The following is a 25,867-nucleotide window of genomic DNA, read 5'->3' as shown; positions in this document are numbered from 1 at the left end:
AAATGCTGCGTAGAGCTTTTCTATTTCAAGACCCCCAAACAAAGAAGCTCGAGCAGAGGATAAGCAATAAGTTCATGAGCTTTGTAGCTTATAGGATACCTGAGGAAGAATCCTGCTGCCAACTGAATTTGGGTGCATCCATAGATTATGTCTTTAGAGATTGTTCTTCAAAGACTTTCTGATATGAATAAGTTGTGACTTCCTGCCAGGGAGTCTTATGAAAGGAAATCAACATCTGCTTCCAAGTAGATGGGAGGAAAATACTTTTTACAAATTTTCATCAGGTTGCGGATGGGAAAGGCTGGGAAAAAGACTTCCAGGTCTTTTTCCTTTTCTTTTAGTCGAAAATCATAGAAGACCCCTTTTTCCTGGAGTTTAAAGCTCATTTTTTGGCCCATAGCCTGCTGAGTGATTTTGCATTCATCAAAGAGGAGCAGAGGACCAAAATCCGAGAGGATCAGGTGTTTACTATTTTGCTGTAAATCATAGATATCTAAAGACTCCAGAGATTTCCTCAATAGTTTTTTTCTGCGGCTTAGTTGGGAAATAAAGATCTGACAAAGATGGACAACACTATACGGAGACCAAAGGACTGCTTTATCCTGCAATTGTGGAATGATGTAATGGTTGATAATTTGGCTTCCATTTTCCCCACCTAGTCTGGATCTTAAGCTTTTCATTATATCTCCCAGGCTACTTTCCCCATGAATTTTTATGTGCTGGAGGAATAAGGTCTGATGCCTGTGATAGTGAAATTTATCTAGATAGGGACCAAAATCAACGTAATGCATGATGCCTCCCACTCGAGGGTCTCGTGGTCCATGATAATGGGCTTTCCGAGTCTCAAGTTTTAAGGCTCCCAGAAAAAGTAGTTCCAGAAAGGTATATGCTATGAATTTATGGGGCCAGGCTTGAATAGGTTTTAGGAGGTAAATCCATTCAGCAGCTGTCAAATTCTGTGTTTTCATCTAAAAAAAGACCCTTAAAATAAATGCAAGTTTGAATCCCTATTTAGGACTATGAATTTTCACCTGAAAGCCTCTTATCCAAAACCTCCAATATTCCACCCTCATTTCCAAGTTGACGATGGATGATTTCTCCCTCAGGATCAATGAGCAATTTGGTGGGGAAACCTGCGACGGAAAACTTTGCCACCAAATCCGCTTCTTTTTCCATGATTTGGGTCCAGGCATATTCATTTTTTGCCACAAAATCTTTGATCCGCTTTTCACTATCTCCCTGATTTATCCCTACGACAACCAAATCATCTGCATATTTTTCCTGATAGGATTTGATTTTGGGCATTTCCTTTACACAGGGGCCACACCAGATTCCCCAAAAGTCAATTAAAACGTATTTTCCTCTTAGGGCTTTCATGCTAAATGAATTCCCATTGACCGCATCCCGGGCCTCAAAATTAGGCACAGGCTGGCCAACTGCCGTTTTTTTGTAGCCTTCGATTCGCTGATCCATGGCGAGGTAGAAACTTTGCTCTGCCAGGCTATTTCTGTCCAGGCCTTCGAATAAGGAAATGATTTCCTCCATCTCTACTTCTGATCGAATGGTCATGTCAAGGAGGGCCCAGGCGGCGGCAGTGGAATTAGGATGGCTTTTGATGAAGCTTCGTTTCTGCTCCAATAATTCCGCTTCCGTCTCTTCCATAATAGCCTGTATCGCTGCATGTTTTGTGGTATCTTTTTCCTCTTCCCATTGGACGATCAAATCTCCCCCCTTACTAGTCAAAGGAAAGGTCTGCTTATTGAGTTTTGCCAGGCCCTCATTGGCTGAGCTTCCTGAAGGATAAGCATCTACAAAATCTCCGATCTTACCGGTAAACTCAATTTGATCTCCTTCCTGGGCGAAAAACTGAAATTTGGCTGAAGGAGTTGGAATGTAGGCTTTGCCGTCATCCACCCATTTATTTACCCGCTTGATTTGGGGCCATATATTGAGATGAGACAATTCATAGACTTTTCCTGTATAGTCGAAAGATTCATTTTTCACCCAAATGGTATCGAATATGCGGCCACCTTCTGCATCTCTACCATCGAAGAGCATGAAGTCTGAGTCGAGCCCTTTTACCGTTCCATATACCCTGAATTCATCAGGGCCAAGTTCAATCTCCGCTTTCTGTTCACAGGCAAAGAAGCAGAGGAGGATAATAGGGGAGAGGAGTAGCTTTTTCATCTTTCCGTTGATTGTACGGACAAGCTAAGAAAAATCTGCTTGACTGTGTTTGGAGGAATTGAGGAGAATTGAATAAGGCAAACCAGGATTTTGCTTGTCATTGCGAGCCGGAACTTCCGGCGAAGCAATCTCTTTGACTCAAAAAAGCAATCTAAACCCAGGAGATTGCTTCGCCCAGTATTTGGGCTCGCAATGACAGGCTTGCTTAGGATACTCTTAAGTCTTTCCTGAATTTAAGGTGTAGAATACTATTAATATTCAAGGAGATTGCTTCGCCCAAAATTTGGGCTCGCAATGACAGGCTTGCTTAGGATACTCTTAAGTCTTTCCTGAATTTAAGGTGTAGAATACTATTAATATTCAAGGAGATTGCTTCGCCCAAAATTTGGGCTCGCAATGACAGGCTTGCTTAGGATACTCTTAAGTCTTTCCTGAATTTAAGGTGTAGAATACTATTAATATTCAAGGAGATTGCTTCGCCCAATATTTGAGCTCGCAATGACAGGCTTGCTTAGGATACTCTTAAGTCTTTCCTGAATTTAAGGTGTAGAATACTATTAATATTCAAGGAGATTGCTTCGCCCAAAATTTGGGCTCGCAATGACAGGCTTGCTTAGGATACTCTTCAGTCTTTCCTGAATTTATGGTAGAGATTACCGCCGTACTTGATTTCCATTTGTCTTTTTGCCGCATATCTCCAGTCGATACCCAGCGGAGGATTTTTGAAATTTTTGTAGGCCAAAGCCATTTGGCGGGCGGCTTCTTTGAATGGCATTCTTCCAGTTGAAGTACCTAAGCCTGGACAGAGGATGGATTCAATCTTAACTTCTTCGCTCTGATTATGTCTCCAAACGGCTTCCAGAAGGGCTTTCATAGCCAGGTAAACATAATCTGTCCCAGTGATGGCCATAGGAGTACGCATGGTGGGTGTATGTGCGATAAAAGGATGCCTGGGATGAAGGGTAGGAAATATGAAACTCGTTCCTATGGGTTGCTCGCCGAAGTACTGATCAATTATGTGCCTTTGTACTCTTTTTTCCAGTTGCTCTCCAAAGAAATTGATAATGGCGAGATCCACTCCTCCATCCATGAGCCCAAAAGAATTGGCTGCACTCACCATACAATCAAAGGATTCGACAGTTTCGAAGTAGCCACATCTGATTTCAACTTCTGGATGATCTGAAAAGGCTTCTTCCCAGGCAGTGCATAGTTCGACTTTGGGATCTATAAGAATCAATCGCATAATAGGAGGGTTTCAGAGGAAAGGTCATCCTCTATTCTCCTAAATTCAAGCAAATTTTATGACATTTCTTTCAGAAAGCTCAGGTATTCTTATTTACCAGGGACCATTTTTATCAATAGGAGTAAAGTTTTTGCCATCAAAGCGATAGAGGGCCATAAAACCTCCGAACCATAGGTTTCCTTCTTTGTCTTCCCAGCTAGTATGCATGGCATTTTCTTTCAGTCCTTCTTTTTTGTGAAAGTTGGTAAATCTTTTACCATCGTATCGATACATGCCATGGCCTTTGATGGGAAACCAGATATTGCCGGATTGATCTTCATAGAGGCTCCAGGCTTCTGTGCCTTTTATTCCTTCTTTTTCTGAAAAATAAGTGAAATTCTTCCCATCCCAACGGCATATCCCCTGATGGTTAGTGGAAAACCAAATATTTCCTGATTTATCCTCCAGGATATCATTTACAAACTTGCTAGGTAAACCCTCTTCTTCTGATATATTTTTGAGGGGGGAATCAGCTGTATAAATATATGCACCTCCATTGGTTGCGAACCACATCTGTCCTTTGCTGTCCTCCATGATGCTATGAACAATCTGAGTACTTGTTACTCCTCTTGTTGAATCTTCTTCTGCTTCGGGTAAATCAATATCCCTAAACTTTTCTCCATCGAATCTACTCAGGCCCTCAATCGTTCCTACCCAAATGTTTCCTTTGCTATCGATTTCCATACTCCACACATCATTGTCGATCAATCCTTGCTTTTCTGAATAGGTCTGAAAGGATTTGCCATCATATTTCAGGATACCGCCTGAGGTTCCAAACCAGATATTTCCTTTCTGATCTTCTTTTATTTCCCTAACAACAAGCCGTCGAAAATCATCTTCACTATTGAAAACCTCAAGAGAATCATAGTTGTAGCGAACTACCCAATCTCCAGCGAACCAAAGATCTCCTCTGCTATCCTGGAAAATCCGTCGCACTACTGGTAGAATTTTGTCTTTAGCAGTGGGATCCCACATAGGATCGCCATAGTAATTGGCAGGAATAGAATCCTTCTTCTCCACAGCTTTCTCACTTGTTTGTTCTTCCGAAAGGTGAGAGCTCTGTGGAAGGCTACAAGCAAAGAGAGAAGTTAAGAGAATAAACAGGAAGTATATGAGGAACTTCTTCATAGGAAATATCTTTCCTACAAAGATAAAAGGAAGTCTTTCTATGACTGAGACAGTTTTGTAAAATAGTGTAAAGGAGAAGTAAAAAGAACTTTTTAGCCTGTACTAATCAAATTGCTTCAGCCATTCTCCCATAGCTTCTAGGAATCCCTCGCATCTGTTCCAGCCCAGCTTATCATCCTGAATCTCATAGAAGCCTCCGGTTTTGCATCTGAATAAATTGTGATTGCCGTCTGGGAAGGATTGAATCTCCAGGTCTACGTGTTGTCCCAGGCTTCTTTTATAAAGCGCTTTTGTTTTTTGCCAATCGACATTCATGTCTTTTTCCCCAAACAATGCCAAAACCGGACAATCGATCTGTGAAAGGATGTCTTCAAAGTTTTCGATATAGACCGGAAGCCGGGTAATTGAATCCCAATTCTGCTTCATAAAGCTTTCCTGCCATTGGTAATAACCTGCTTCACTGCCCTCCCCATTGCTAAATCGCAATAAAAAAGGGGTTTTACGAATATTGCTTGTCGCTTCCAGATAAGACTCATAGCTACCTCCATGAAATGCAATCTCATTACCTCTGGTCCATTCTTCCACCAATAATTTCACGCTATCTTTGGGATGTCCATTGATTCTAAGGTTTTTGGTCAACAAATAGCCAAAGTTCTCTTTATCATCCACCCCACTAACTGAAATCCAGAATTTAATCCCTTTATATTGATTGATAACCAAAGGATTGATCCAACCGGCTCTGCTTATTCCCCAGAGCCCGATGACATTGGTGCCAGGAATCTTCCCTGCTTTTAGGGCCTCGATAGCTGCAATCACTTCTTCTGCACTGTTCTGGACCGTTTGATTGTTATCAAAGTTTCCTTCACTCTTTCCACAGCCTCTTTTATCCCACATATAGGTCGCATAGCCTGATCTGAGCATTTGTGCGCGAACATCGGAATACCAATCCTGTGCTACGGCATTGGTTTGACCGGAACCATGAACGATCAAAACAATACCTTTCGGCTGCTTATCTTCAGGCATATTCAAAACGCCATGCATCTTGTATCCTTCGAATTCAAACTCAAAGATGTCTTTGGGCATTTGAGCGACAGAGGGGAGGTAGCAAACAACTACTAGTAAAAGCCAGCTAAGTTTTTTCATCTTGCGGGATGTATGTCTTCAGGCATAAAAGACTAGATGAAGACAGCTTTAGTTTAAATTTTCCCCCAGAGAACGAATCTTTTTCAAGCATTTTTCCCGGAATTCCTGAGTAGAGCCTTTAATAACTGCTATGTAGGTCAGCTTTACCGCTTTGATCCCACAGAATTCGAGGGTCCCTTTTTTGAATTGTCGGATCGCAGGGCTTCTCATAAAGATACGGTCATACCATCTGGGCGTATCGGCAGTAATAATGAGTCTGGCTGATTTCCCTTTCAGAAGTTTTTTGGGGAAAGCCTTGCCCTTGATGTTTTCGAAGGTTATACCCGGGAGAAAGCTTCGATCAATAAAGCCTTTCATGAGGGCTGGCATGCTGTACCACCACATGGGAAAGACCCATACAAGATGATCTGCCTCTTTTATTTTTTGAATTGCATCCCGTAGATCTGGTTCTAATTCTGTTCGTTTTCTATAGCCGTATTGAAGGTTGGGATTAAATTTCAATTCAGCCAAATTGAGTTGAGAAATTTGGGCATCTGTTAAGCTCGCGCCTTCTTGGTAGGCTCTTGAAAGTGCATAGTTGAAACTTTCTTTATCTGGATGTCCATTGATGATGAGGATTTTTTTCATTCTTTACTTTTCAGCAAAGAAAAACAGAGGCTATCCTGGACAAAAGGACATTTGTCTAATTCGCAGAAGCCCGAATTCTGCTCAGGTGTCTTTGGGTGATTCCCAGGTAGGAGGCGAGGTAATTCAGGGGAATGAGATTGAGGTAATCCGGATGATGTTTCAAGAGGTCCTGGTATTTAGTCTCCGCACTTTCTTTCTGCAATAGGAAGATACGTTTCTCCATTTTTACATATTCTTCTTCCGCCATGCGTTTGAATACCTTCAACCAATTGGAACTGCTATTCTCCAAGGCTATGATTTTTTCTCTTGAAATCGTCAACATCTCTACCTCCATCATGGCCTGAATATTTTCCTGGGTTGGCTCTTGAGTTATAAAGGAGGAATATGCCGCCAGAAAGGATTGTTGGAAGGTGAAGCAATAGGTGAGTTCTTCTCCGCTGGAAGAAAAATAGTAAGATCTGAAAAAGCCCGAGCTTATGAAAGCAATTTCCCTGCAAACCCTTCCTTCCTGTATAAAGTATTCCCCTTTTTTTAATCTTTTGGGAACCAGCATGTCTTGAAAGGCTTCAATTTCCTCTTCGGTAAGCAACTGGAAGGATTGTAGAATGGCTTTCATCAAGGTGTGAAATTATGCTTCTGATTTTTCAGTTTCTAAATAATTGCGAAGGCTGTCTTTCAGAAAGTGTTCCCAGGTCGAGGAACAAAAATTGAAACAAAGGAAATCCGGGACCAGGCCTTCATGTTGAAAAATTAAGCGACTTTGATTCTCTGAGAGGCCTTCCAGCTTCCAGTGGACTTTGGTCCCCACCCATTCTTTTTCAACTCCTGTCAATCCCTTGATCTTCTGATTGGCATCTATACACTCCCAGATCATTTCCTGATCCTGTATGAATTTGATTACTTTGAATTGATACCAGGGTTCGCCCCAGGAAACCGTGAAGATTGTTCCTACTCCTTCAATCCCCTTATCCTGCTTTCCCCACCAATCGCCCAATTGTTGACTGATAGCTGTGAAAAAACGTTCAACAGAGCATTGTATTTCAAGCCTGGTCTTGTAACTGTTTTCCATAAGAGATATGCCAATCGATTAATCGTCGATACGACTTCTATCAGCAGAAGTTACATAGGTTTCCAGCAGACTTAAGTCAGAGAAAATAGGCCCCAGAATCTCCATAAATTTTTTCTGAGTTGATTCTGAATCTGCATAAGCATAAAAGCCACTACCTTCCGGATCAAATTCTAGGTGATCCAATAAATTTTTATCCTCTTTCTCCAAAATCTGAATGATGTGCCCTTCCCAGCAATATCCATTGCCTTCATACCCATGCTTTTCGAAAAAAGGATAATACGTCTCTAATAATTCATTGCTATCAATGGCTGCAATAATCGCAAAGTCTCCGTCTTCCTGATGCGTATAAAAAGGAATTTTGGTTTTCATGTATGATAAAATTGTGTTCAGATATAAAGGATTACCCCATATGAGGGATTTCATGAAAGTCTCGGCAATGAGAACTTGTCTTTCAAAGATAAACAGATGAAATCCATTATTTATAGTCTTTTTTTGATCTTATGTCTTCCCTTTGTTTCGTATGCACAGGAGGTAGAAAATCAGGAATTGAAGCCTATCATTCTGATTATGGATGGGAGTGGAAGTATGTGGGGACAAATCGATGGGAAAGCCAAAATTGCGATTGCCAGATCAGTGGTAGCTGAGCTCACAGAAAAAATGGCTCCTGAACAGCCCATGTCACTGGTAGCTTATGGGCATAGACGAAAGAGTGATTGTGAAGATATAGAGCAATTTATGGAGGCTGAACCCGGCAATCGGGAGCAGATCAATCAAATTTTGGCAGAGATTCAACCGCTAGGCAAAACTCCTTTGGCAAATACGGCTTTGCAGGTAATTGAAAAACTCAAAACCCGAGGCGAACAAGCTACTATTATTCTTGTGAGCGATGGAGCCGAGTCATGTGGGGGCGATTTATGTGCGGTGGTAAAAGCTGCGAAGGAAGCAGGGGTTGATTTTGTCTTGCATATCGTAGGCTTTGATATCGGGGAATCGGATAAGTTGGCTTTGGAATGTGCTGCTGAAGCTGGAGATGGATTGTACCTGGATGCAGCAAATGGAGCTGAATTGAGGGAAGCACTTGAAAGAGCGGTAGACTTGGAAGAGGAAGTACTGCCTGAAAGATTGAGTGTGAAAGTCAGCAAAGATGGAGACTTACATGATGCTTCAGTGAAAATCTACCGCTTAAATGAGGATAAGGATTTTATTTCTGTGAGGACATATAGAGAGGAAGAAAGCAATCCTGCTATGTTCCGCATTCCTCCCGGGAAGTATCATATCCAGGCCATTCCATTGGGAACAGAAGCCCAGTCAATCTGGGAAAAAGAAGTGATTGTTCCCGAGCAAGGAATCAAAGAAGTAGCACTAGATTTTACGGCAGGAAAAATCTCCGTCTTTACTACAGCTAATGGAGCGATTTGGGATTGTGTAGTTAATATTACGGCTGCAGACGAAAGCAAAAGTGTAGGGGGAGGAAGGACCTATACCTCCGAGAAAAGCAATCCCCTGATCGAAGAATTAAGTCCGGGTCTCTATGATGTCCATCTTTCTGCCGGAAAAATAGAAGGAGCAGCAAAAGCATATAGTTTTGAGCATGTGGAAGTACGTTCGAGAGAAAGCCTAAAACTCTCGCATAATTTCGAGTACGGAGATTTGTCTATTCTTGTCACTAATAATGGGGAACTCTGGGATTGTGTGATTCATGTTAATTCACTGGATACTGAAAAGAAAAAATCCGTAGGAGGGGGAAGGACCTATACCTCTCCTAACTCAAATCCTTTGAGCGAAAAACTAAGCCCCGGAAGCTATGAGGTTCGATATCGGCCCAGACATATTCACGGAGAGAATTGGGAGTATGTAGAAAAAGAAGTAAAAATTATGTCAGGGGAAAAGATCGAATTGAAACACGATTTTGAAACGGGGAAAATACGGATTGGAGGAGAGCATGAAGGGAAATCTCAAACGTTCGATCTCCTGATAAAATCGAATGGAAAAACCATTTACAATAAGCGGATTTCCGGAAGTTCATCCAGCGAGCCCCGAGAAATTGTATTGTTGCCTGGCAATTATGAGTTTTTCCTTGAGCCGATAAGACTGGCGGGATCGACTCCTCGGGAGTTTAGGGCCCGCATCGAAGTAGGGCAAATTCTGGAAAGGTTTTTCGATTTCTGATCCATTTCATGGGGTAAAGCTAAATACTGGCCGTACGATTATTTTAGTACGGCCAGGAACTGTAAGCTTTAGGTAGAATTAGGCACCATCTCCAAACATGATCAGAATCGCTTCGGTTGCTTCGTCCGTTTCATTCCACCATTTGTGGTGAACATTGGGAGGAATGAAGAGGGTATTCCCTGCCGGAAGACTTACTCGCTTTCCATCCACTTCTCCTTCTGTTGTGCCTTTTATCCCAACTACCATCATCGGGAAAGGCATGGCTTGCTCTCGGGGATCATGTCTGACTTTCTCCTGAGGTAAGACCCGATACCAGGCCGTACGCAAACCTTTCTCATAATAGAAAACTACAAAATTGGAACCATGAGCTTTTCGGGTCAGTCCCTCGCCGAAGGGTACAATCTCTGGAAAACCTTTGGTCCAAAAATGGAAGGAAAAAGGATTGATCTTATTGTACTCTTGCATGGTAGGCTCGAATCCTTCCATCATATATATGCTCATGGGCGTATAATCTCCGGAAAAGGCTTTTCCCTGTGCGGTCAGCGCATTGAGATTCCCTTCATATATGCCTTGCAAAGTTTCTGATTCTATTTTGTAAATGAAGGTCTTGGTATCGGGTATACCTTCTGTGAGCAATACCTCCCATTCATCACCAATTTTTTCCCCGCTTACCTTGACGGTCCAGCTTCCTTCTTCCGGAATTTCGATTCCGAAAGTCATAGCTTCGGCCGCATATCGGTCCTTTCGATAATCAGCCACATAGCTTTCGATGATTTCGACTGCACTAATTTCTTTTTTCTTTTCATCCTTGAGCATGGGTTGAGCCAATACAAGATGAAACTGAAATAAAAACGGAAAAATCAGGATTGAGGCCAGCAAATTTTTCATAGGGTATTGATTAAACATTTGTGATTTGACGTACACAAATGAATCAAAGAGATGATAGAATTACATGCCTTTATCTTGCTATGTGGCGAATGAACAGCTTTTAGGGGTCAGTAGACAGGACTTTTTTGATGCGGTCTACATATTGGCGGGAAACCGGTATCTCATCCTCATATCCTTTGAGGGATAGGCGCATATTTCTAGAGCTACTGTTTTGGATTTCTACCTGATCTGCATTAATGAGGTAACTCCTGTGGCAGCGATAAATGGGATTCATCACATTGACGACTTGGGCTTCTACGTTTTTCAAACTGGCTCGGAGCACTTCTTTTTTTCGAAGCCCGTCTTGCAAGTAATGGATGTCTACATAATTATCATCACTGCTGATGTATAGAATATCTTTGGGGTATATGTTGAGAGATTTGCCCAGGGAAGAAGTAAGAACATAGGCTTCGCTACTTGATAAGACAGAAAGCGTCTTTCTATTGAAGTATTGATAGAGGCCGAGGGAGAAAAATGAAACCGTCAATATAATGAGGGCTGTTCGGCCAATGACAAAAAAATACTCGCTCAGGGTAAAGTCACTAAATCCTGCCAGGAAGCTTTTATACAGAAATAAGACTCCTCCTGTAAAAAGCATCACCAGGCTATACCATAAAATGGCTTTCCACAAGCTCCAGTTTTTATACAATCCAGGAAAGAGTTTAGGGATGAGCCCTTCAATAAAAAGATAGGAACCTATGAATAGGATTCCCATACTCAGGATTACGAGATCGTAATACCATTGTTTATTTACATTCTCAATCCCAAAAGGCTTGAATAGGATAATAAATAGGCTACAGCTCATCCCGATGAGAGACAGCCAGAGCAAATTCTTTTTATTCCACCTGGGCCTTGGAAAAGGGGTTTTCAGGAGGTTCTGGAGATTCATAATTCGTAGGTCATCCCTAAACAATGAGTTGCTGGCCATGCATTCCTGATTGTTTACGCTAGATAAGCGTAGAATTATAGTAGATATCCGGTACGGACATCTAATAGCAATAACGGCTATATCGGCATATTGTTAAAGAAAAGACCAGACTATTTTTCCAGGATAAAGCTGACTTTTCGTATCCCAAAGAAGGTGTCCCATTGTCGTTCTTCCCGAAAGCCTACTTTTTCATACAATTTTACCGCGGGCTCATTTTCCGCACCTGTCTCGACCCTGAATAGCTTTGAATCAAAGTTTTTAAACACAAAATCTAGGAGCTGTTTAGCGATTCCTTGTCGAAAATGATCAGGATGTACGACCAGGCTATCTATTTCAGTGCTAACTGTTCCCTTTGTTATTTCGATAATCCCTGCAATTTTTTCTCCTTTCCAATAGCCATAAAATTCTGTATCCGCATAGATATAATCTTCGAGCTTCCGCTCAAGAGGGGGAAATTCTTTTGCCCCCAGAATTTTTGCTTCGACCAAATAAGAAGCATAAAAGAGGCTTTGTATCTCTTTGGCTATTGATCTGTTTTTGTGATCGAGTTTTTGAATCAAATCAGGGAAGGTTCATTGCCAGGAGAATATGCAGTCTTGCTTACTTAATATAACCATGTTTCAGGAGAAAAGCATCTATGGCGTCCTGAGCTTGCTGAACGACTTTCTTATCTGGATTTGGCCAGTCATCATCGGGTTCAGTAGATGGGGTAAATAAATGACCTACACCATCATATACATGCAATTCCGAATCATTTCCATTGGCCTGCATATTTTTATGGAACAATTCTGAGCCCTCCAGAGGAGTTACGGTATCTGTTTTTCCGATAACAATGATGCTTGCAGGGGTATGAGAGTTAACATGTTCGGCAGGTGAAAGCTTTTCCACTGCAATCTTATCTCCCAGTCTGCTCTGAAAATTGCGATACAACATGAGAGATAGGGCCGGGGACTTTAAGGCTAAAAGATTGGGGGCACTGGAAATTTTTTCGTCGGGCTTGTGGAGATTTTCGAAAACTGCTGCACAAGCGGCCAGATGAGCGCCTGCAGACCAACCATAGGCAGCTATCATATCGGGATTCACTGCAAATTTCTCAGCATGATTTCTGACCCAACGAATAGCGGTTTGTGCATCGAGTACAGACTCATAGGGAGTAATGATAGTCGTGGAATCCTGAAGTCGATACTGCACCGAAAAAGCGACCATTCCTTTGCTTGCATAATGTTTTGCACTGCCAAAGCCCCAGGATGCTTCACCGATGGACCAACCTCCGCCATGAAAAATGAGGATGGCCGGATATTGTTTGTCCGGGTCGAAATCCGCGGGTTTGACGCAATAGATTTTTAGGTTGTTTTGCTTATCGTAGGTGTATTCCTCTGGACTATTTTCTGATTGTGGGTAAGCGAAAAGGATGACAAAGCAGAAAAGGGATACAAGTGTATAACGTTTATTCATGTTGGTGGTAGTTTTGCTGTGAATAAATCCTTTTTGAAGGAGGGAATTTTTGGGACAAGGGTTGCATTATTTGAAGAAAGGAGTAGAGAAAGTTGGATTGGATGCTGTCCTCAAAGCTTGTTTGTTCCTTCATCCCCCTAATGAAAATGAATCTCTGCAAGGCTATCTCCTGCAAATACATAGGATGTATAGGCATCTCCGTATTCATTCTCATAAATATCCATTTGAGTAAACTTGTCAAACAAGGGACTCGGTTTAAATAAGAGATTCAAGAGTTGGTTTTTAGGCATTCCCAATTGAATCTCTGGATTTGCAATTGCTTCATTCTCCAGAAGTCTGCCTGAAAACAGGATTACACTCATTACTTTTGGGTGATCGTTGTAGTAGGTTTTGAAAAATGACTTTCCTCCCCGATATACCTTGATTTCCATGCTATCTTTTTCACTGATTTCAACTGATTCCCTGAAGTAGTCATAGTTCAAACGAACCTCCAATAGGTCATAGCAGCATAGTCCAAGTACTCCCTCCCGAAGATCAGTTAGGTGATCATCTAATTCATCCGCTAAAGCAGCATCCAGGTCTATTTTTGGGGAATGGGTTTCTGGAATTGCTTTCAGCTGTATCTGCTCCATTTTGGAGACTGTATCGAGTGATTCTAAGACTTCGCCCTTTTTTTGATTCGGGGAAGGATTGCAGCTAGTAAAAAGGATAGATGAAGCTATGAGGAGAAAGTATTTCATTATTGTGCGTTGAAATCTGTGCTATGATTCAGTATTCGAAGATACACCCAAAAATGATTTCACGGTAGAAATCACATTAGCAGGATTTTCAGGCAGGACTTTATTTCCGATCTATTTGTTGCAGGATTTTTTCCAAATTTTCATCTTCTACTCCCTGATCCTTCAATTGCATATAATACTTTTTCGCCTCCTCAAACTCTCCTTTTAAGAGGTAAACAGTCGCATATTGAGCGAGCATCTCCAGGGATAGGGGATAAGCGGCTTTGTATTTACTCAGAATGTAGAGGGCATACTCATAATCCCTGAATGAAATCTGTTCAGCAGTGAAGGTTTGGTAAAATTGTTCCGGTATCGGGATAAGATGGCCATATCTTTTCGATAGATCTTCATAATGGCTTTCTACTAAAAAAATCTCATCCAGCTTGCCTAAGTGTTCGGGATTATAGCCTTCATACAGGAACTTCAAAGCATGAACAAAGCCTCCAATGGTCATGGATACATGGTTTTCCTCATTCAGGAGTTCAAATTTGAACCTCATTTCCTCCGGAAGCTTCTTTTGAAGGAGTTTCTGGAATTTTTGAGAGCTGCTGTAGGTATAGCCACTTTCATCCCCGATAGCCAGGTACAAACTCTTGGGAAAGGACGTTTTTTGCGGAAAGAAATCCTGGGCTATTCGAATTTGCTGTTCACCATTTCTCCCTAAGCTGGGGCTCAGAGAGATAAAGGCTTGAAACTGATCCGGCTGTTTCATCATAGCATAGATGCTGAATAAGCCTCCAAAGGAATGTCCTGCGAGGATACTGTAGGGATGGGTTCTGTATTTCTCTTCTATCCAGGGTTTGAGTTCTTCTGTCAGGAATTTGAGAAAAAATTCGCCTCCGCCAAATCTTGTCTTATTGTCATTTTTTCCCGGCGGTGTCAGGTCTTTATTTCTGTTGTTATTGAGGATGCCTACAATGATTAAAGGGGGCATATCGCCACTTGCGACTAATTTTTCTGAAAGACTAGCCACAAAAGGAAAATTCCACTCACCATCCAGGAGGTATAGCACTTGATAATTTTTGCCGGATTGCTGGTAGTCTTGTGGGAGATAAAGGGCAATTTTTCGTTCTTCCTTCAGAATCTCGGACGTAAAGCTGTGGATCTCACCGATTGTAAACTTGTCTACTTGTGAGTAAGTGCTACTCATGACTACCAGTAAGACGATACTCTGTACTATGCGTTTCATCATCTCTTTTTTTGATTAAACAGAGATAGTGGCTTTCGTGTAGATAAGATGGGAGGAAAGTCTTTACAATGTATTTAAGTAAAGGGGAAGGTCGTAATTCCTATTTCTCAGCGGCGGGGTTTGCCCCTCTTAATTCATTCAGGCCTAATTTCCTTCACAAGAACTTCAAAAATGGAGGGAAAGCTAATTTACTAAAATTTCAGCTGAATCAGACTGCTCCGATTTGGATAAAGAACAGAGCTTTTCATGGGACTTCAATTCTTCCCTATTTCATCGATTTTACCCTCTTCTTCTTTTGCTAATTCTTTCTTTTTTTCCTGCATTCGGAGAATATCCAGGATCACATATACAGCGAGCAGTAGGGGTATCAGGATTTCACTGAAGCTTTGGGGCCAATTTCCATCGATGAAGCCATTTGCGAGCGTGACTCCTATTCCCAGGATAGATACGAAGTAGAGGCCGATTCTGACCCATTTGTTTTCGAAGAATTTATTGGAGAGGCTTGACATAGGAAACAAATTTTTATCTCTCTGAATGCAAAACGTATAGCTTCATAGTTCCCGTTCGAAAAATCCAATGTTCTGGCCTCAAAAAAGAGAAAATTTAATCCTTAAGCCAAACCCAATGCTCCAAATATCTCTAGCCAGGGATCTCTTTCCATAATGCTGTAGAAAAAGACAGCTCCCAGAAAGCCGTGGTACATGCCGAGGACCCAAAGGTTGCGTGATTTTAGATAAACCAGGACATAGACAAGAGCGAGGACAAAAGTTCCTGCGATGAGTAAGGGAAAGGGATAGTGTACAATGGCAAAAAGGAAGGCAGTAAGGATTACAATGAGCCATTTGGGAATAGGGTAACGCATTTGTTCCTGCAAATTTCCCCCAAAAAGTGCCAGGATGAGAAAATGCTGAATGACACCCCAAATGGGATAGATCAACATAATGGGAAGAATATGCCAGGAGAGGTTTAGACTTCCCCTCCAATGGCCCAGCAAGACAAAAACTAGACTTGCCAATAAAACATAGGGGAGGAGCAGCATGAACACCTCTTTGAAATTATCCCTGCGAAATCCCCAATACTGCAAAATACCCGGGCTACTTTTGCTTCGGTATAATATGTATGCCGCCCAGCCTAAACAAGCCGTAGCGATGTAGAAGAAGCGCCAGTCCAGGAAGTCCATAAAGATAGGTTTGCCCAAACCGGTCAGTGCTACCGCTACAATTTCCAGCCATTTTCTGCGCTCGGAGGAGGCTTGAGTTTCATGCTCCATACTTAGTCGTACTCATATTCAAATTTCATCTCATTATCTTCTTCCATACTTCTAATTATGAGGCTGTCAATTCGCCCATTTTGCTTGATGAAATAGGTCAATTTGTTTTGCCCCTTCATAAGTACCCCACAGCAGAATATCATATCTTCCTCATAAGTCAGGATTTCGCCTTTCTCCTCATGTATATAAAATTCATGGTCTTTTTCTTTAAGGAAATAGAGCTCTTTTACTCTTTCTGCATCGAGAGAAATATGCTCTTTGACTGCTTCGCTTAAGCGCATTTCCCCATCGGTTATTGAAGACTTCTGGATTTCTATGACCGAATCTGTCCCCGAATAGGTATACAGCACTTCATGATAGGTTTCTGCAGGCGTATGTTGTTTGATTTCAAACTTGACCAATCGATCCTTGTCATCATAGCTGTAAACCGTATAATTATTGCTGATGTCATAGACAGCAAGGATATTTCCCCTTTCATCAAATTCATAAGATCGATCCCCTTTTATATGGAGAGCGGTAAGCCCTTTCAGGCTAGATTTTTTACCTATGAGCAAATGACCAGAAAGGTATTCTTCGAGATTTAATGCCGTGAAGCCTTCTTCTATTTCTGAATCCGGCTTGATTCGGCTGCTGTCATTTTCTTTCGCAGGAGGACTTTTACAAGTACATAAGCAAATCGTGGCAAAAATTAGGAGCAGTCTTCCCATCATGGATAATTGTGTTTAGGGCTATGTGCTGAGTAAGTCAGGGCTCATCTCTTTCCAACTTCTCTATCATTCTTACGGCATTTTGGTTATTGGGATTTATCTCCAGCGATTTTTTGTAGAATTTAATTGATTCTTCCCTTTCGCCTAATTCCATCAGGGCTTCCGCATAACTGTCATAGGGATTATCTCTATCAGGAAATACCTGTATACTCAATTTGAATATTTTGGCAGCATCTTCGGCATTACCTGCATGCAGTTTTTTATAGCCTGCAATTATGAGTTCCTGCTCCGAGACATAATACTCATCCGAATCTTTATGCTCTTTGTAATAGGAAATACCTTTATCGATGCCTTCTTTTTCTATGACTTCATTCATAAATAAGGCCAGGGGTTTTAGGGGTAAGCTGTATGGCTTATCGTATAATATCCCGGTAATTGCTTTAGAAATTGAATTGAGGAAGGCGTAATTGGTGTTGCTTAGTAAAATGATGCTGGAACGGCTGGAAGGCATTCTTCTGATAGATGCTAAATAGCCCCCAATCCTCCCTCCATGACTGATCGTTTCTATGAGGCTATCGCTATCCCCTACTTTTCTGTCGATCAATTCCCAACCATAGCCATAATGCCCTCCATAGCCCGGATCAGCTATGTGTTTCGTGAAAAGCTGATCTTTGTAGGCTTGAGGAAGGAGTTTCTCTGTATACAAAGCCTGATCCCATACATACAGGTCTTCTACCGTTGCATAAATCCCTCCTGCAGAATAAGCCGAAGATTCATCGGTATTATCCATATCGAAAAAATCGCCAAAACCTTTGACATAGCCGGAGGACATTTTATTGATAATAGCCCGGTGTCGGTAGAATCCGGAATTTTCCATGCCAAGGGGCTCGAAAATTCGCTCCTTCAAGAGCTCCTCATAGCTTTTTTCTGTTAGGGTCTCCATCAGATATCCCAGGAGCACATAACCAGAATTGCTGTAGCCAAATTTCTCTCCTGGAGAAAATTCCAGCTTGTCATTTGCAAACTGATTGACCATATCTTTTGGGAGAAAAGCTTTATCCTTTCCCTGGGCATTGGGGACACCAGAAGAATGGGTCAGTAATTGGTGAATGTTTATTTGATCTCCTTTTTCTGTAGGGTAATCAGGAAGATAAGTAGAAATGGGCTCATGTAGATCCAATTTGCCTTCTGAAACCAGCTGCATAACCAGCATAGCCGTGAACTGCTTGCTTACAGAAGCGATTTGAAACTTGGTATCAAGCTCATTAGGAATGTCCCATTCCATATTCGCCTTGCCGTATCCTCCTTTATACAAGATTTTTCCCTCATGCGCCACTAAAACAGATCCATTGAAGCCTCCATAGTCCGAATACAGGCCTATGAGATTTTCAATCTGTTCAGCTTTGGAGGAAAGCTTTTCGTTTTGGGCTTTTAGCTGGGATTCTCCCTGGCAGGAAGCTAAAAAGAAGAAAGTTAATAGGGAAATGAGGCTGTGCGGGAAATAGGAGGTCGTCATAAGTATTTTTCCCAAACATAAACCGAATGCAAGCCCCTTTATCTTTTTCTTTGTAAAAGATTGTTAAAGGAGTGTAAAACTTTGAAAGAGAGGATGAATGTGTGGGAATAGGGCATGATTTCCAGCTTTAAATTTTCTTCCACAGGTCTCCATTTTTTGTCTGTATTTTCTCCAGAATCCCTTTTTCATACAGTTGATTCAGGAATGCTTCGAAGTAGTTTAAAAATATACATAGCAAAGCCGAAAATATGCATCCCAGAAAGAAACCCCTTAAGCTTTTCTGCTTGGGTAAAAATCCCAGAACCCAAAGATTTTTCTTTTCCAGTAGATAAAGGAGTAGCCAGGAAATGGCAAGGGAGACTAATATTCCTATCATTTTATGATTCGTTCAGCCTATTGTTAGCATTGGGCAAGAGGAAGTTTGCAGCAGACTAGATTTCCCTTCCTAAAGACAGTCGGAGGAAAGCAAAGCTTTAATTTATTTTGAAGCTTATATGGGAGCCACTGAAGCCCACGTTTATCTTCATTTGCGGATGGAAATATCTTTAAACTTTTTCAAATTCGAGGTAGAGCATGGGGATTCTTATGCTAAATTCTCCTTCGGTTTCAATAATTTTCCCGATTCTCTTGAGCAAATCTTCATAGAAAAGGTTTTTATCCATCTCCTCAAGTAAATTATCCCAGGATGCCCGGAAGCCGATCCGCATCAAACTGTGATTTAACAGGGCTTCTGCATCGACAAATCTATGATTGGTCTCATCTGAGATTTCTTTCGTGAGTTTGAATCCAAATTGGTCAAATTCCGAGATGATGCCTTCCGCTGTATTTCTATGTTTGATATATTTTTCCAGCTTCTTTCCTTCGACCAAGAACTTCTTCTCTTTGAAAATAGTAGCAAAGAGATCAAAGAGTTCTTCGAAGGTGCCAATCGGATTGGTGGTAAGGGCCAATTTTCCTCCTTTTTTCAGCACACGGTGAATTTCCTGGTAAACCTCCTCTTTCCGATCGAAATTATTGACACCCAGGTTTGAGGTTATGAGGTCAATGTGCTTATCCTCTAGTCGGATTTTTTCAGCACTTTCTTCCAGAATTTCAATATTGCTCAGCTCGAGGGTGTCAATTTTTTCCTGTGTTCGATGAATACCCTCTTTCCAGATATCTATGCCATAGATTTGGGATTTCTCCCCAAAGCGCTGGCTCAATTCTATCAAAGGGAAACCTGTACCAAAGCCGATGTCCAAAACTGTGGCCCCCGCTTGCATAGGCATATGTTCTAGCAAGAGCCTGCCGAATGGGGCTGACCAGAGGGTGACTTCATCAAATATGTTGGCTATCTCTCTTTCCTGGTAGTCCAGCTTCTTTTTCATTTTAGTATTCTTTTATATTCAGGTATCCAAGGCCAGCATCAGATTCGCTTACTTCCTCAAAGTCTTTGATTTCTTAGCCAAAGGAGAACCACACACGGGTCGCACCATAGCTAGCAGCTAGTTCCAGATATTTCTTGAAACTACGCAAATCCTGCCCGAAATTATTCCCTATATATCCGTCTCCCGGGTTTGAGTTGAAGTCAGCAAAATATGAGGCTAAAGCTGATTGTTCATTTGGGGACTCTTTCAGCAATTGGGGCAGATTTGGGATATCCTGAAGTTTTTCGATGAGGGAAAGAAGTGTTTCCCGGACCTTAGGAAAATTATGGGCTAGTTTCTCTTCCTTCATCTTGATTTCATTTAGGATAAGTTGGCGTTCCTGCTCTGATTTTGCATACGGTAATCTGTATTCATAGTCCTCTTCGGGGCTTTCCATCAAACTGAAGAATATCGAAGTATCTATGCTGTATATTTTCCCAATTTGAATAAGGTGGAGCTCCTCATGTTGAATATTCCAACTATCCGTCAATAAGCGACAAAAAGAACTACTCAAAGAGCTCGTTCCGTGTTTGTGCTTCGGATCATTACGCATCTCCTTATTCTTGTCACAGCTTAGCAGAACATCAAGCCCCATAGATGTTAATTTTAGATTATCTAACTAAGTATTCCGAACAGATTCTTTTACCTCTGCCGCTAAAAAGTTCTGAACATCCCTATGTGCCTCCAAACTTTCTTTAGAGACTTTAGGCATATTAAAGAAGCCATGAATAACGTTGGGGTATTCCTTAAATTCAAGCTGATTCCCGGCTTCTTGTAGTCTTTTTGCATAAGCTGCTCCTTCATCTTTTAAGGGGTCCAAAGCTGCCGTACAGAGGAAGGTAGGGGGTAGATTGGATAAATCTTCGGTTAACAAAGGAGACATGAGGGGATTGAGGATGTCTTCCTCTTTGCTTTTGTAATGGTCCACAAACCATTGCATGAGAGGCCGTGTCAAGAAATAGCCTCTTCCATAGGTGTCGATAGAAGGATGATTCAGTCGAGCGTCAGCAGAAGGATAAATGAGTACTTGTTTCTTTATGCTTGGTCCCCCTAAATCTCTGGCCAAAATGCTTACGATCGTAGCAAGATTTCCCCCTGCACTGTCTCCCATGACGATGAGCTCATCCGGATTTGCGCCTAATTGTTCAGCATGTTTAACTGCCCAAAGCGTAGCATCATAACAATCCTGATGAGGGATGGGGAATTTATGTTCCGGGGCTAAACGATATCCCACCGATACAACTACAGCCTGATTATCTCTGGATATTCTGCGGCATACTAAATCATGGGATTCAATAGATCGCAATACAAAACCTCCTCCATGATAGAAAACGATCAGGGGCAAATTTTGCTGATTAGATGGGCGGTATACGCGCACCGAAATTTCTTCTCCATCTCGCACCGAAATTTGCTCATCCCTGATTTCTGCTAAATCAATCGGGGCATAGTCTATGATTTTCCTAAAAAGTGCCAGCGTCCTTGCATTATCTATTCTTGCCTGGGCAGGTGAAATGCTAAGATCAGTCTTTCTGAAGGTGTTTACATACCAGAGGAGTAGGCGCAGTTTTATGGACATGGCGGGTGTAAGATTTAATTTGGAGTAAAGAAGCTATACCTTTGTTTCGTGAATATGAATCTGTTTCGCAAATTTATTCAGGTCAGTTGCTCCCCAGATACGCCAATAAATTTATACATAATATTATTGCCGCAAGAGAGGCTGTTACAAGAATAAGGGAAAATATAGTGAATACGACATGCGATAGAAGCTTTGAATGTGGACCTACTAGTTTAGTGGTCCAGTTCCAACTTATCGGCCTCCATAAAACTCCACCAGCGAGATAAATGATCAATAATAAAATAGCGGCGAAGAACTCAAGCTTTGAAAAATAGAAACTAAGGGCCAATGATAATAAGGTAAACACAAGCCCCAATGCAATGGGCACACGACTAGCCTTGAATTGCTTCTTTATTTCAATCAATGCTAAGGATGCACTAATAAATGATAAAGCAAGCAAGAGAATAAGCAGCAATCCTGCTGCTGAGGCTCCAGCACCACCGCCTATCATATTGTGAATGTATAGGTATGCATATCTATGCTGATTATGGATTCAGGAATCATCCTGCAATTTATTTCCTCTGCTCAATTTCATCAAAATATTCCAATACCTTCTTCTCTGTCACTTTGTGCTGCCGGATGCTTTCATCAAAAAGCGTATTTCTCAATTGTCTGTATAAAGTTATGGCCTGTCTGAAACTATCCAATAAGCTTTGCCGATCATAGCTAGGTATGCTAGCTTTGAGAGCCTCCAAATCCTGGCTATCCAAATCCATTTCAACCTTTCTCACTGCGCGAGGCAAATTCCCGTTTTTCATATGAAGTAAGGGACCTAAAACCAGCATTCTCAGGAATCCCAGGAAGTCAAAGGCTTCGAAGTATTCGCCTCTCCCAATTTTCAATAAAGCATAGTGTATCCAGGTCCAGAATCGATCTTCGATCCATTGGTAATCCGGCATAGGGAAATGTGCTTCTGAATTATCCAGGGCTTTTTGCAATTGCCCTTCTTTGTCCAGGAGTAGATGAGGATTTTCCACTCGGTCGTTAAATTCCTCAAGAGTCAGGAATTTGATATCTACATGTAATAGGGGATTGTCATAGAGACAAATCAACAATCGGGGCTCCCCCACATGTTCGCCCGTAAATCCTGAAAGATAATTTCCCAGGCTTTTTGCATATGCAAACATTTGATCTCTATCATCAGAAACTTTGTTCCTGGTAACAAGGATCAGGTCAAGGTCTGAGAATTCATCGATCTCATCCACCAGCCATGAACCGCCCACCGCCAATCCGATGACGTTTTCCTCTTTGCTCCAGATTTTTTTTGCTTGAAGGGCAAATTCTTGTTGAATCATAATTTGGAAGTACAGGTGAAAAAATTATCAGATGTACGGCTGTGAGAAGTTTAGGTTGCGTGTGGAAGTTAATCTGCTTAAAGAGAAGCGCATAAGTTTAGTCAAAATAAGGTCCTACTTTCTAGCTGGCGCATTTCTCAATTTCGGTTTTCTGACTTTTTAGGTATGCTTAGCTGATTCGTTGAATATCCATCCATTTAGTAGCCTAATTCCTTGACAAGCTTCAGGACTTCATGACATACAATATCCGCATTCTTTTTTGTTGTGTACACACTATTATGATGACCATTTAGTAAGAAATGCTTCCCATCTGTTGAAAGTCCGGCAATCTCTTTTTGCAGTTCTATCCATTCGGGCTTTGCCTCATCTCCATTGTATCTTTTATTGGCCGTAAATACCCTAATGGGCAGTGATCCAAAATCCTTTGTTTCCCGGGCCTGCTCATAAACGTAAGACTCCCACTTTATTTCATCCCTGTATCCACGGTAGTATTTTCCGTCCAGGGTGTAGTCATGAAAACGATTATTGACTTCATCTGGAAAATCTTCAACATAAAATATAGAGCCATTAAGTCGATCAAATAGACCGAGAATACCCATATCGCCTAAAACTGCTGCTGTGTTTAAGATCCAGGAGAAATCCTTTTGTTTGGGATAATTGAGCCTCTCACGTTGATCCGGATGACTGGAATCAAGAAAAATCATGCCTTCAACTTCATCGGGATAGAGCTGAGTATAGACGCGGATAAAAAGCCCCCCAAAGGAGTGCCCCAACAATATATAGGGGGGAGATTCTCCCGATTTCTCTAATAACTCATGCAACTCATGAGCGATGGTCTTCGGGTCCCGGGGAGTTCCACTCAAGTCGCTGTATGCGATTCCGGCTCTGTCATAGCGGATAACCCGTAAACTATCTTTTAGTCCTTCACTCAACCAGTGGTAATGTTCGCCAGGCAAGGCCTGGCCCGTTTCAATCACAAGGCTCGGTTTATGGCTTTTTTCTCCCGTAGCATGTATGTGTAAGTCAAAAGCTCCCATCTCAACAAATTCTCCCTGAGGTTTTGCTTCAGGAGCAAATAGGCGGAATATAAAACCCGCAAGAATTACCAGGGTCAAAAGGAGTCCGATAGCTTTTGCCAAATAGCTGAAGAGTTTGGATATTTTTTGCATGATGAGGTGGATAAAGATTGTTAATCATGCAGCCAATCTATATCAGATGCTCAGCTTGCACCATTAATTGTGATCAAGGATATCAAAGTGCTTATACATCCTGTCGAAATGGACACCAAATTTATTCAATAAAGCTGCAAAGCTGTTGGACGCAAAAATGATTGAGTTCATCAGGAATAGCCTGGATGATGCCTGCGGCTATAGGTTGGTAGGCAAGGGGAGGAGTCGATGCGATGCGCACAGCAAACTCTCAATCATTGGGTTGAGGGTTTTTCAAAAATTCTATTAACTCGAATCCTGAATAGGGTTCCAGAATAGAAATCACCACCTGGCCTAGGGTATCAGGAGTTCTTATCCCTTTTTTCTTCTTGAGTTTCACCCTTCTGAACAACTCATAAACCTCTTGTTTAAATTCATTGGGAGCCCTTACAGTGATGGGTTCAAGATTTTCAACTGTTCCATCAGGACCTATGGAAATCTTAAATTCCCCTTCCCCCGGATATTGAAATGGGGTATTCAGCAATAAAGAATCTTCCATATACCAGGCCTCCAGGTCCATTTTTACGCCTCTTTTTTTGGTCTTATTTATGCCTGTTTGTTTTGAATGGATATCAAGAGTTGTATATACCGAGTCTACATAAGAAAACTGAAGGCTGTATGTTTCGTTTTCTTCGGGATACACTTGTGTATAAGCTTTCAAGAATCCATGCTCGCTATATTGAAATTCTATTTCCGACATCAGGGTATTGGACAGGTTCAGAAATTGGGTCTTATTTAATTTCCCATCTTCCAGATACTTATACCTTGCAATATTTGCCAGGGCATTTCCCGATCCATCATAATTGCTGGCGGATGTCAGGCGAGCTTGCTCATCATATATATATTTTATGACTGCAATTTTTGAATCTCCCATTTCCAAAAGCTTTCCTTCCTTATCGAGCGTCTGTCTTTCTACTAATTGATTGCTGGAATTATAGATAAATCTCAAGATGGAAGAATCGTAATATCCATCAAGGTCCATCAAGTCCCCGGAATTATTATATGCTTCTCGACTTACATAATTCCCTTGAGAATCATAGGTATACCTGAATTCGGCAGGATAAAAACTGCTAAATTTATCTTCAGAAATTAGCTGCCCTTTCTTATCGCGGAACTCCAGTTTTTGCAATTTTCCGTCTTCATAGAAGTATGTTTTAGAGGCAATGCCATAAATGTCCTCTATTTCATCTCCTAAGAAATTGGTCCAGGAAACTTTTATTTGTTCATCTGCCGGCAGAAAAAAACAAGTGATTGATATAAGGGTAAAAAGTAATTGACTTTTCATTTGGCTAAAATCGCTAAATTTTTTGAACGCCAATAAGTTTTATCCTACCCTAGCCAATGATCTTAATTTTGAAATATTGGTCTACAAAGACGACCAGGAGTAGGAAGATTGAGCAAAGTAAGAAGTTTATCAGGTTAAATTTTAGCCCGATTTTGTTATCCCGGGAGAATTTAAAAATGAGGAAGAAGAGGAAGCTGCTAATGAGGATGGAAAGCGTATATAAGCCAAGTCCAAAGGATAGACCAAATCTCCCTTCATCATTTGCTTCAAACATATTGGCCAGGCCGGCAAAAAATCGATAGACAAATGGGAAAAACAGAAAGGGATATAGATTCAGATTTTTGTTTTTATTTAGGATAAAGTAAAATACAATTGCCTGAGCAAGGGTAAATAAAGGTCCGGAAATCGTTATAATATTCGCATGCCAAGCATGTTTATAAGTACCGGAAATCGGGGAGACCGTGTTCATGGACATGGACATTTTATTTCCCAGCAATTCACCCGTAATCCAATGGGCAAATTCGTGAAAAAAGCAACTCAGGAAGACTGCCAGAGATAGGTATGCGATATAGCTGAGATTGATCTTTTTTGTCATCTTGTCTGATTATGTATGTTCCCACTGTACCTATAGTCTACAGCAATGCTTTGAAATGCTTAGGCTCTTATTGCCCCATTCAAGGCA

The 25,867-nt window shown here is 41.4% G+C and carries 27 protein-coding genes; 1 reads left to right on the top strand and 26 read right to left on the bottom strand.

Going from position 1 to position 25,867, the window contains the following annotated elements:
• Window positions 1–215 precede the first annotated feature (215 nt).
• The 9 genes from R8P61_37510 to R8P61_37470 form a co-directional block, all read right to left on the bottom strand.
• Window positions 216–968, bottom strand: a complete 753-nt coding sequence (locus R8P61_37510) for a hypothetical protein (GenBank protein ID MDW3652838.1) — start codon at window positions 966–968, stop codon at window positions 216–218.
• A gap of 49 nt (window positions 969–1,017) precedes the next feature.
• Window positions 1,018–2,187 (bottom strand): TlpA disulfide reductase family protein, encoded by a 1,170-nt coding sequence (locus tag R8P61_37505; GenBank protein MDW3652837.1) that lies wholly within the window; start codon window positions 2,185–2,187, stop codon window positions 1,018–1,020.
• A gap of 625 nt (window positions 2,188–2,812) precedes the next feature.
• Entirely contained in the window at window positions 2,813–3,430 is a 618-nt protein-coding gene (locus R8P61_37500; GenBank protein MDW3652836.1) for a macro domain-containing protein, read from the bottom strand.
• Window positions 3,431–3,523: 93 nt separating this feature from the next.
• Window positions 3,524–4,597: a two-component regulator propeller domain-containing protein gene (locus tag R8P61_37495; protein MDW3652835.1), complete on the bottom strand. Its 1,074-nt coding sequence runs from the start codon at window positions 4,595–4,597 to the stop codon at window positions 3,524–3,526.
• Between the two features lie 102 nt (window positions 4,598–4,699).
• Window positions 4,700–5,740: an alpha/beta hydrolase gene (locus R8P61_37490; protein MDW3652834.1), complete on the bottom strand. Its 1,041-nt coding sequence runs from the start codon at window positions 5,738–5,740 to the stop codon at window positions 4,700–4,702.
• Between the two features lie 48 nt (window positions 5,741–5,788).
• Entirely contained in the window at window positions 5,789–6,367 is a 579-nt protein-coding gene (locus R8P61_37485) for an NAD(P)H-dependent oxidoreductase (protein MDW3652833.1), read from the bottom strand.
• A 55-nt stretch (window positions 6,368–6,422) separates the two neighbouring features.
• Window positions 6,423–6,983 (bottom strand): Crp/Fnr family transcriptional regulator, encoded by a 561-nt coding sequence (locus R8P61_37480; GenBank protein ID MDW3652832.1) that lies wholly within the window; start codon window positions 6,981–6,983, stop codon window positions 6,423–6,425.
• Window positions 6,984–6,995: 12 nt separating this feature from the next.
• Complete coding sequence (locus tag R8P61_37475; protein ID MDW3652831.1) at window positions 6,996–7,436, bottom strand: hypothetical protein; 441 nt, start codon at window positions 7,434–7,436, stop codon at window positions 6,996–6,998.
• Between the two features lie 18 nt (window positions 7,437–7,454).
• Window positions 7,455–7,805 carry an Imm51 family immunity protein gene (locus R8P61_37470; GenBank protein MDW3652830.1) on the bottom strand — a complete coding sequence of 117 codons (351 nt, stop codon included), beginning with the start codon at window positions 7,803–7,805 and terminating at the stop codon, window positions 7,455–7,457.
• A 96-nt stretch (window positions 7,806–7,901) separates the two neighbouring features.
• Between R8P61_37470 and R8P61_37465 the strand changes: the two genes are divergently transcribed.
• Window positions 7,902–9,605 carry a VWA domain-containing protein gene (locus R8P61_37465; protein ID MDW3652829.1) on the top strand — a complete coding sequence of 568 codons (1,704 nt, stop codon included), beginning with the start codon at window positions 7,902–7,904 and terminating at the stop codon, window positions 9,603–9,605.
• Window positions 9,606–9,683: 78 nt separating this feature from the next.
• On the opposite strand, the gene R8P61_37460 is transcribed toward R8P61_37465, so the two are convergent.
• The 17 genes from R8P61_37460 to R8P61_37380 form a co-directional block, all read right to left on the bottom strand.
• Window positions 9,684–10,493, bottom strand: a complete 810-nt coding sequence (locus tag R8P61_37460) for a cupin domain-containing protein (GenBank protein MDW3652828.1) — start codon at window positions 10,491–10,493, stop codon at window positions 9,684–9,686.
• A gap of 100 nt (window positions 10,494–10,593) precedes the next feature.
• Entirely contained in the window at window positions 10,594–11,460 is an 867-nt protein-coding gene (locus R8P61_37455; GenBank protein MDW3652827.1) for a LytTR family transcriptional regulator DNA-binding domain-containing protein, read from the bottom strand.
• Between the two features lie 110 nt (window positions 11,461–11,570).
• Window positions 11,571–12,020 carry a GNAT family N-acetyltransferase gene (locus R8P61_37450; protein ID MDW3652826.1) on the bottom strand — a complete coding sequence of 150 codons (450 nt, stop codon included), beginning with the start codon at window positions 12,018–12,020 and terminating at the stop codon, window positions 11,571–11,573.
• A gap of 40 nt (window positions 12,021–12,060) precedes the next feature.
• Window positions 12,061–12,915 carry an alpha/beta hydrolase gene (locus R8P61_37445; protein ID MDW3652825.1) on the bottom strand — a complete coding sequence of 285 codons (855 nt, stop codon included), beginning with the start codon at window positions 12,913–12,915 and terminating at the stop codon, window positions 12,061–12,063.
• A 137-nt stretch (window positions 12,916–13,052) separates the two neighbouring features.
• The gene (locus R8P61_37440; protein MDW3652824.1) at window positions 13,053–13,655 is read right to left on the bottom strand and encodes a hypothetical protein; all 603 of its coding nucleotides are present in this window, start codon (window positions 13,653–13,655) and stop codon (window positions 13,053–13,055) included.
• Window positions 13,656–13,755: 100 nt separating this feature from the next.
• A complete protein-coding gene (locus tag R8P61_37435; GenBank protein MDW3652823.1) occupies window positions 13,756–14,886 on the bottom strand; it encodes an alpha/beta hydrolase-fold protein in 1,131 nt (376 codons plus the stop codon).
• A gap of 251 nt (window positions 14,887–15,137) precedes the next feature.
• A complete protein-coding gene (locus R8P61_37430; protein MDW3652822.1) occupies window positions 15,138–15,392 on the bottom strand; it encodes a hypothetical protein in 255 nt (84 codons plus the stop codon).
• 101 nt (window positions 15,393–15,493) lie between these two features.
• Entirely contained in the window at window positions 15,494–16,153 is a 660-nt protein-coding gene (locus tag R8P61_37425) for a CPBP family intramembrane glutamic endopeptidase (protein MDW3652821.1), read from the bottom strand.
• A gap of 2 nt (window positions 16,154–16,155) precedes the next feature.
• Complete coding sequence (locus R8P61_37420; protein MDW3652820.1) at window positions 16,156–16,863, bottom strand: RHS repeat domain-containing protein; 708 nt, start codon at window positions 16,861–16,863, stop codon at window positions 16,156–16,158.
• A 34-nt stretch (window positions 16,864–16,897) separates the two neighbouring features.
• On the bottom strand, window positions 16,898–18,376 hold the full coding sequence (locus tag R8P61_37415) for a serine hydrolase (GenBank protein ID MDW3652819.1): 1,479 nt from the start codon (window positions 18,374–18,376) through the stop codon (window positions 16,898–16,900).
• A gap of 545 nt (window positions 18,377–18,921) precedes the next feature.
• Window positions 18,922–19,743, bottom strand: coding sequence for a methyltransferase domain-containing protein (locus R8P61_37410; GenBank protein MDW3652818.1), 822 nt, complete (start codon window positions 19,741–19,743; stop codon window positions 18,922–18,924).
• A 73-nt stretch (window positions 19,744–19,816) separates the two neighbouring features.
• Complete coding sequence (locus tag R8P61_37405) at window positions 19,817–20,335, bottom strand: hypothetical protein (GenBank protein MDW3652817.1); 519 nt, start codon at window positions 20,333–20,335, stop codon at window positions 19,817–19,819.
• Window positions 20,336–20,401: 66 nt separating this feature from the next.
• Entirely contained in the window at window positions 20,402–21,358 is a 957-nt protein-coding gene (locus tag R8P61_37400) for an alpha/beta hydrolase (GenBank protein MDW3652816.1), read from the bottom strand.
• A 551-nt stretch (window positions 21,359–21,909) separates the two neighbouring features.
• Window positions 21,910–22,692: a nucleotidyltransferase domain-containing protein gene (locus tag R8P61_37395; protein MDW3652815.1), complete on the bottom strand. Its 783-nt coding sequence runs from the start codon at window positions 22,690–22,692 to the stop codon at window positions 21,910–21,912.
• A gap of 197 nt (window positions 22,693–22,889) precedes the next feature.
• Entirely contained in the window at window positions 22,890–23,861 is a 972-nt protein-coding gene (locus R8P61_37390) for an alpha/beta hydrolase (GenBank protein MDW3652814.1), read from the bottom strand.
• 250 nt (window positions 23,862–24,111) lie between these two features.
• Complete coding sequence (locus tag R8P61_37385; GenBank protein MDW3652813.1) at window positions 24,112–25,185, bottom strand: hypothetical protein; 1,074 nt, start codon at window positions 25,183–25,185, stop codon at window positions 24,112–24,114.
• 49 nt (window positions 25,186–25,234) lie between these two features.
• Window positions 25,235–25,780, bottom strand: coding sequence for a hypothetical protein (locus tag R8P61_37380; GenBank protein ID MDW3652812.1), 546 nt, complete (start codon window positions 25,778–25,780; stop codon window positions 25,235–25,237).
• Between the last annotated feature and the right edge of the window lie 87 nt (window positions 25,781–25,867).

It is taken from the genome of Bacteroidia bacterium (assembly GCA_033391075.1).
Taxonomy (GTDB): domain Bacteria; phylum Bacteroidota; class Bacteroidia; order J057; family J057; genus JAWPMV01.
This window is presented reverse-complemented; position numbering and strand designations above follow the sequence as displayed.

Coding starts and splice junctions, on each gene's coding strand:
- R8P61_37510 (MDW3652838.1), bottom strand. CDS start 968: ATGAAAACACAGAATTTGACAGCTGCTGAATGGATTTACCTCCTAAAA.
- R8P61_37505 (MDW3652837.1), bottom strand. CDS start 2,187: ATGAAAAAGCTACTCCTCTCCCCTATTATCCTCCTCTGCTTCTTTGCC.
- R8P61_37500 (MDW3652836.1), bottom strand. CDS start 3,430: ATGCGATTGATTCTTATAGATCCCAAAGTCGAACTATGCACTGCCTGG.
- R8P61_37495 (MDW3652835.1), bottom strand. CDS start 4,597: ATGAAGAAGTTCCTCATATACTTCCTGTTTATTCTCTTAACTTCTCTC.
- R8P61_37490 (MDW3652834.1), bottom strand. CDS start 5,740: ATGAAAAAACTTAGCTGGCTTTTACTAGTAGTTGTTTGCTACCTCCCC.
- R8P61_37485 (MDW3652833.1), bottom strand. CDS start 6,367: ATGAAAAAAATCCTCATCATCAATGGACATCCAGATAAAGAAAGTTTC.
- R8P61_37480 (MDW3652832.1), bottom strand. CDS start 6,983: ATGAAAGCCATTCTACAATCCTTCCAGTTGCTTACCGAAGAGGAAATT.
- R8P61_37475 (MDW3652831.1), bottom strand. CDS start 7,436: ATGGAAAACAGTTACAAGACCAGGCTTGAAATACAATGCTCTGTTGAA.
- R8P61_37470 (MDW3652830.1), bottom strand. CDS start 7,805: ATGAAAACCAAAATTCCTTTTTATACGCATCAGGAAGACGGAGACTTT.
- R8P61_37465 (MDW3652829.1), top strand. CDS start 7,902: ATGAAATCCATTATTTATAGTCTTTTTTTGATCTTATGTCTTCCCTTT.
- R8P61_37460 (MDW3652828.1), bottom strand. CDS start 10,493: ATGAAAAATTTGCTGGCCTCAATCCTGATTTTTCCGTTTTTATTTCAG.
- R8P61_37455 (MDW3652827.1), bottom strand. CDS start 11,460: ATGGCCAGCAACTCATTGTTTAGGGATGACCTACGAATTATGAATCTC.
- R8P61_37445 (MDW3652825.1), bottom strand. CDS start 12,915: ATGAATAAACGTTATACACTTGTATCCCTTTTCTGCTTTGTCATCCTT.
- R8P61_37440 (MDW3652824.1), bottom strand. CDS start 13,655: ATGAAATACTTTCTCCTCATAGCTTCATCTATCCTTTTTACTAGCTGC.
- R8P61_37435 (MDW3652823.1), bottom strand. CDS start 14,886: ATGATGAAACGCATAGTACAGAGTATCGTCTTACTGGTAGTCATGAGT.
- R8P61_37430 (MDW3652822.1), bottom strand. CDS start 15,392: ATGTCAAGCCTCTCCAATAAATTCTTCGAAAACAAATGGGTCAGAATC.
- R8P61_37425 (MDW3652821.1), bottom strand. CDS start 16,153: ATGGAGCATGAAACTCAAGCCTCCTCCGAGCGCAGAAAATGGCTGGAA.
- R8P61_37420 (MDW3652820.1), bottom strand. CDS start 16,863: ATGATGGGAAGACTGCTCCTAATTTTTGCCACGATTTGCTTATGTACT.
- R8P61_37415 (MDW3652819.1), bottom strand. CDS start 18,376: ATGACGACCTCCTATTTCCCGCACAGCCTCATTTCCCTATTAACTTTC.
- R8P61_37410 (MDW3652818.1), bottom strand. CDS start 19,743: ATGAAAAAGAAGCTGGACTACCAGGAAAGAGAGATAGCCAACATATTT.
- R8P61_37405 (MDW3652817.1), bottom strand. CDS start 20,335: ATGCGTAATGATCCGAAGCACAAACACGGAACGAGCTCTTTGAGTAGT.
- R8P61_37400 (MDW3652816.1), bottom strand. CDS start 21,358: ATGTCCATAAAACTGCGCCTACTCCTCTGGTATGTAAACACCTTCAGA.
- R8P61_37395 (MDW3652815.1), bottom strand. CDS start 22,692: ATGATTCAACAAGAATTTGCCCTTCAAGCAAAAAAAATCTGGAGCAAA.
- R8P61_37390 (MDW3652814.1), bottom strand. CDS start 23,861: ATGCAAAAAATATCCAAACTCTTCAGCTATTTGGCAAAAGCTATCGGA.
- R8P61_37385 (MDW3652813.1), bottom strand. CDS start 25,185: ATGAAAAGTCAATTACTTTTTACCCTTATATCAATCACTTGTTTTTTT.
- R8P61_37380 (MDW3652812.1), bottom strand. CDS start 25,780: ATGACAAAAAAGATCAATCTCAGCTATATCGCATACCTATCTCTGGCA.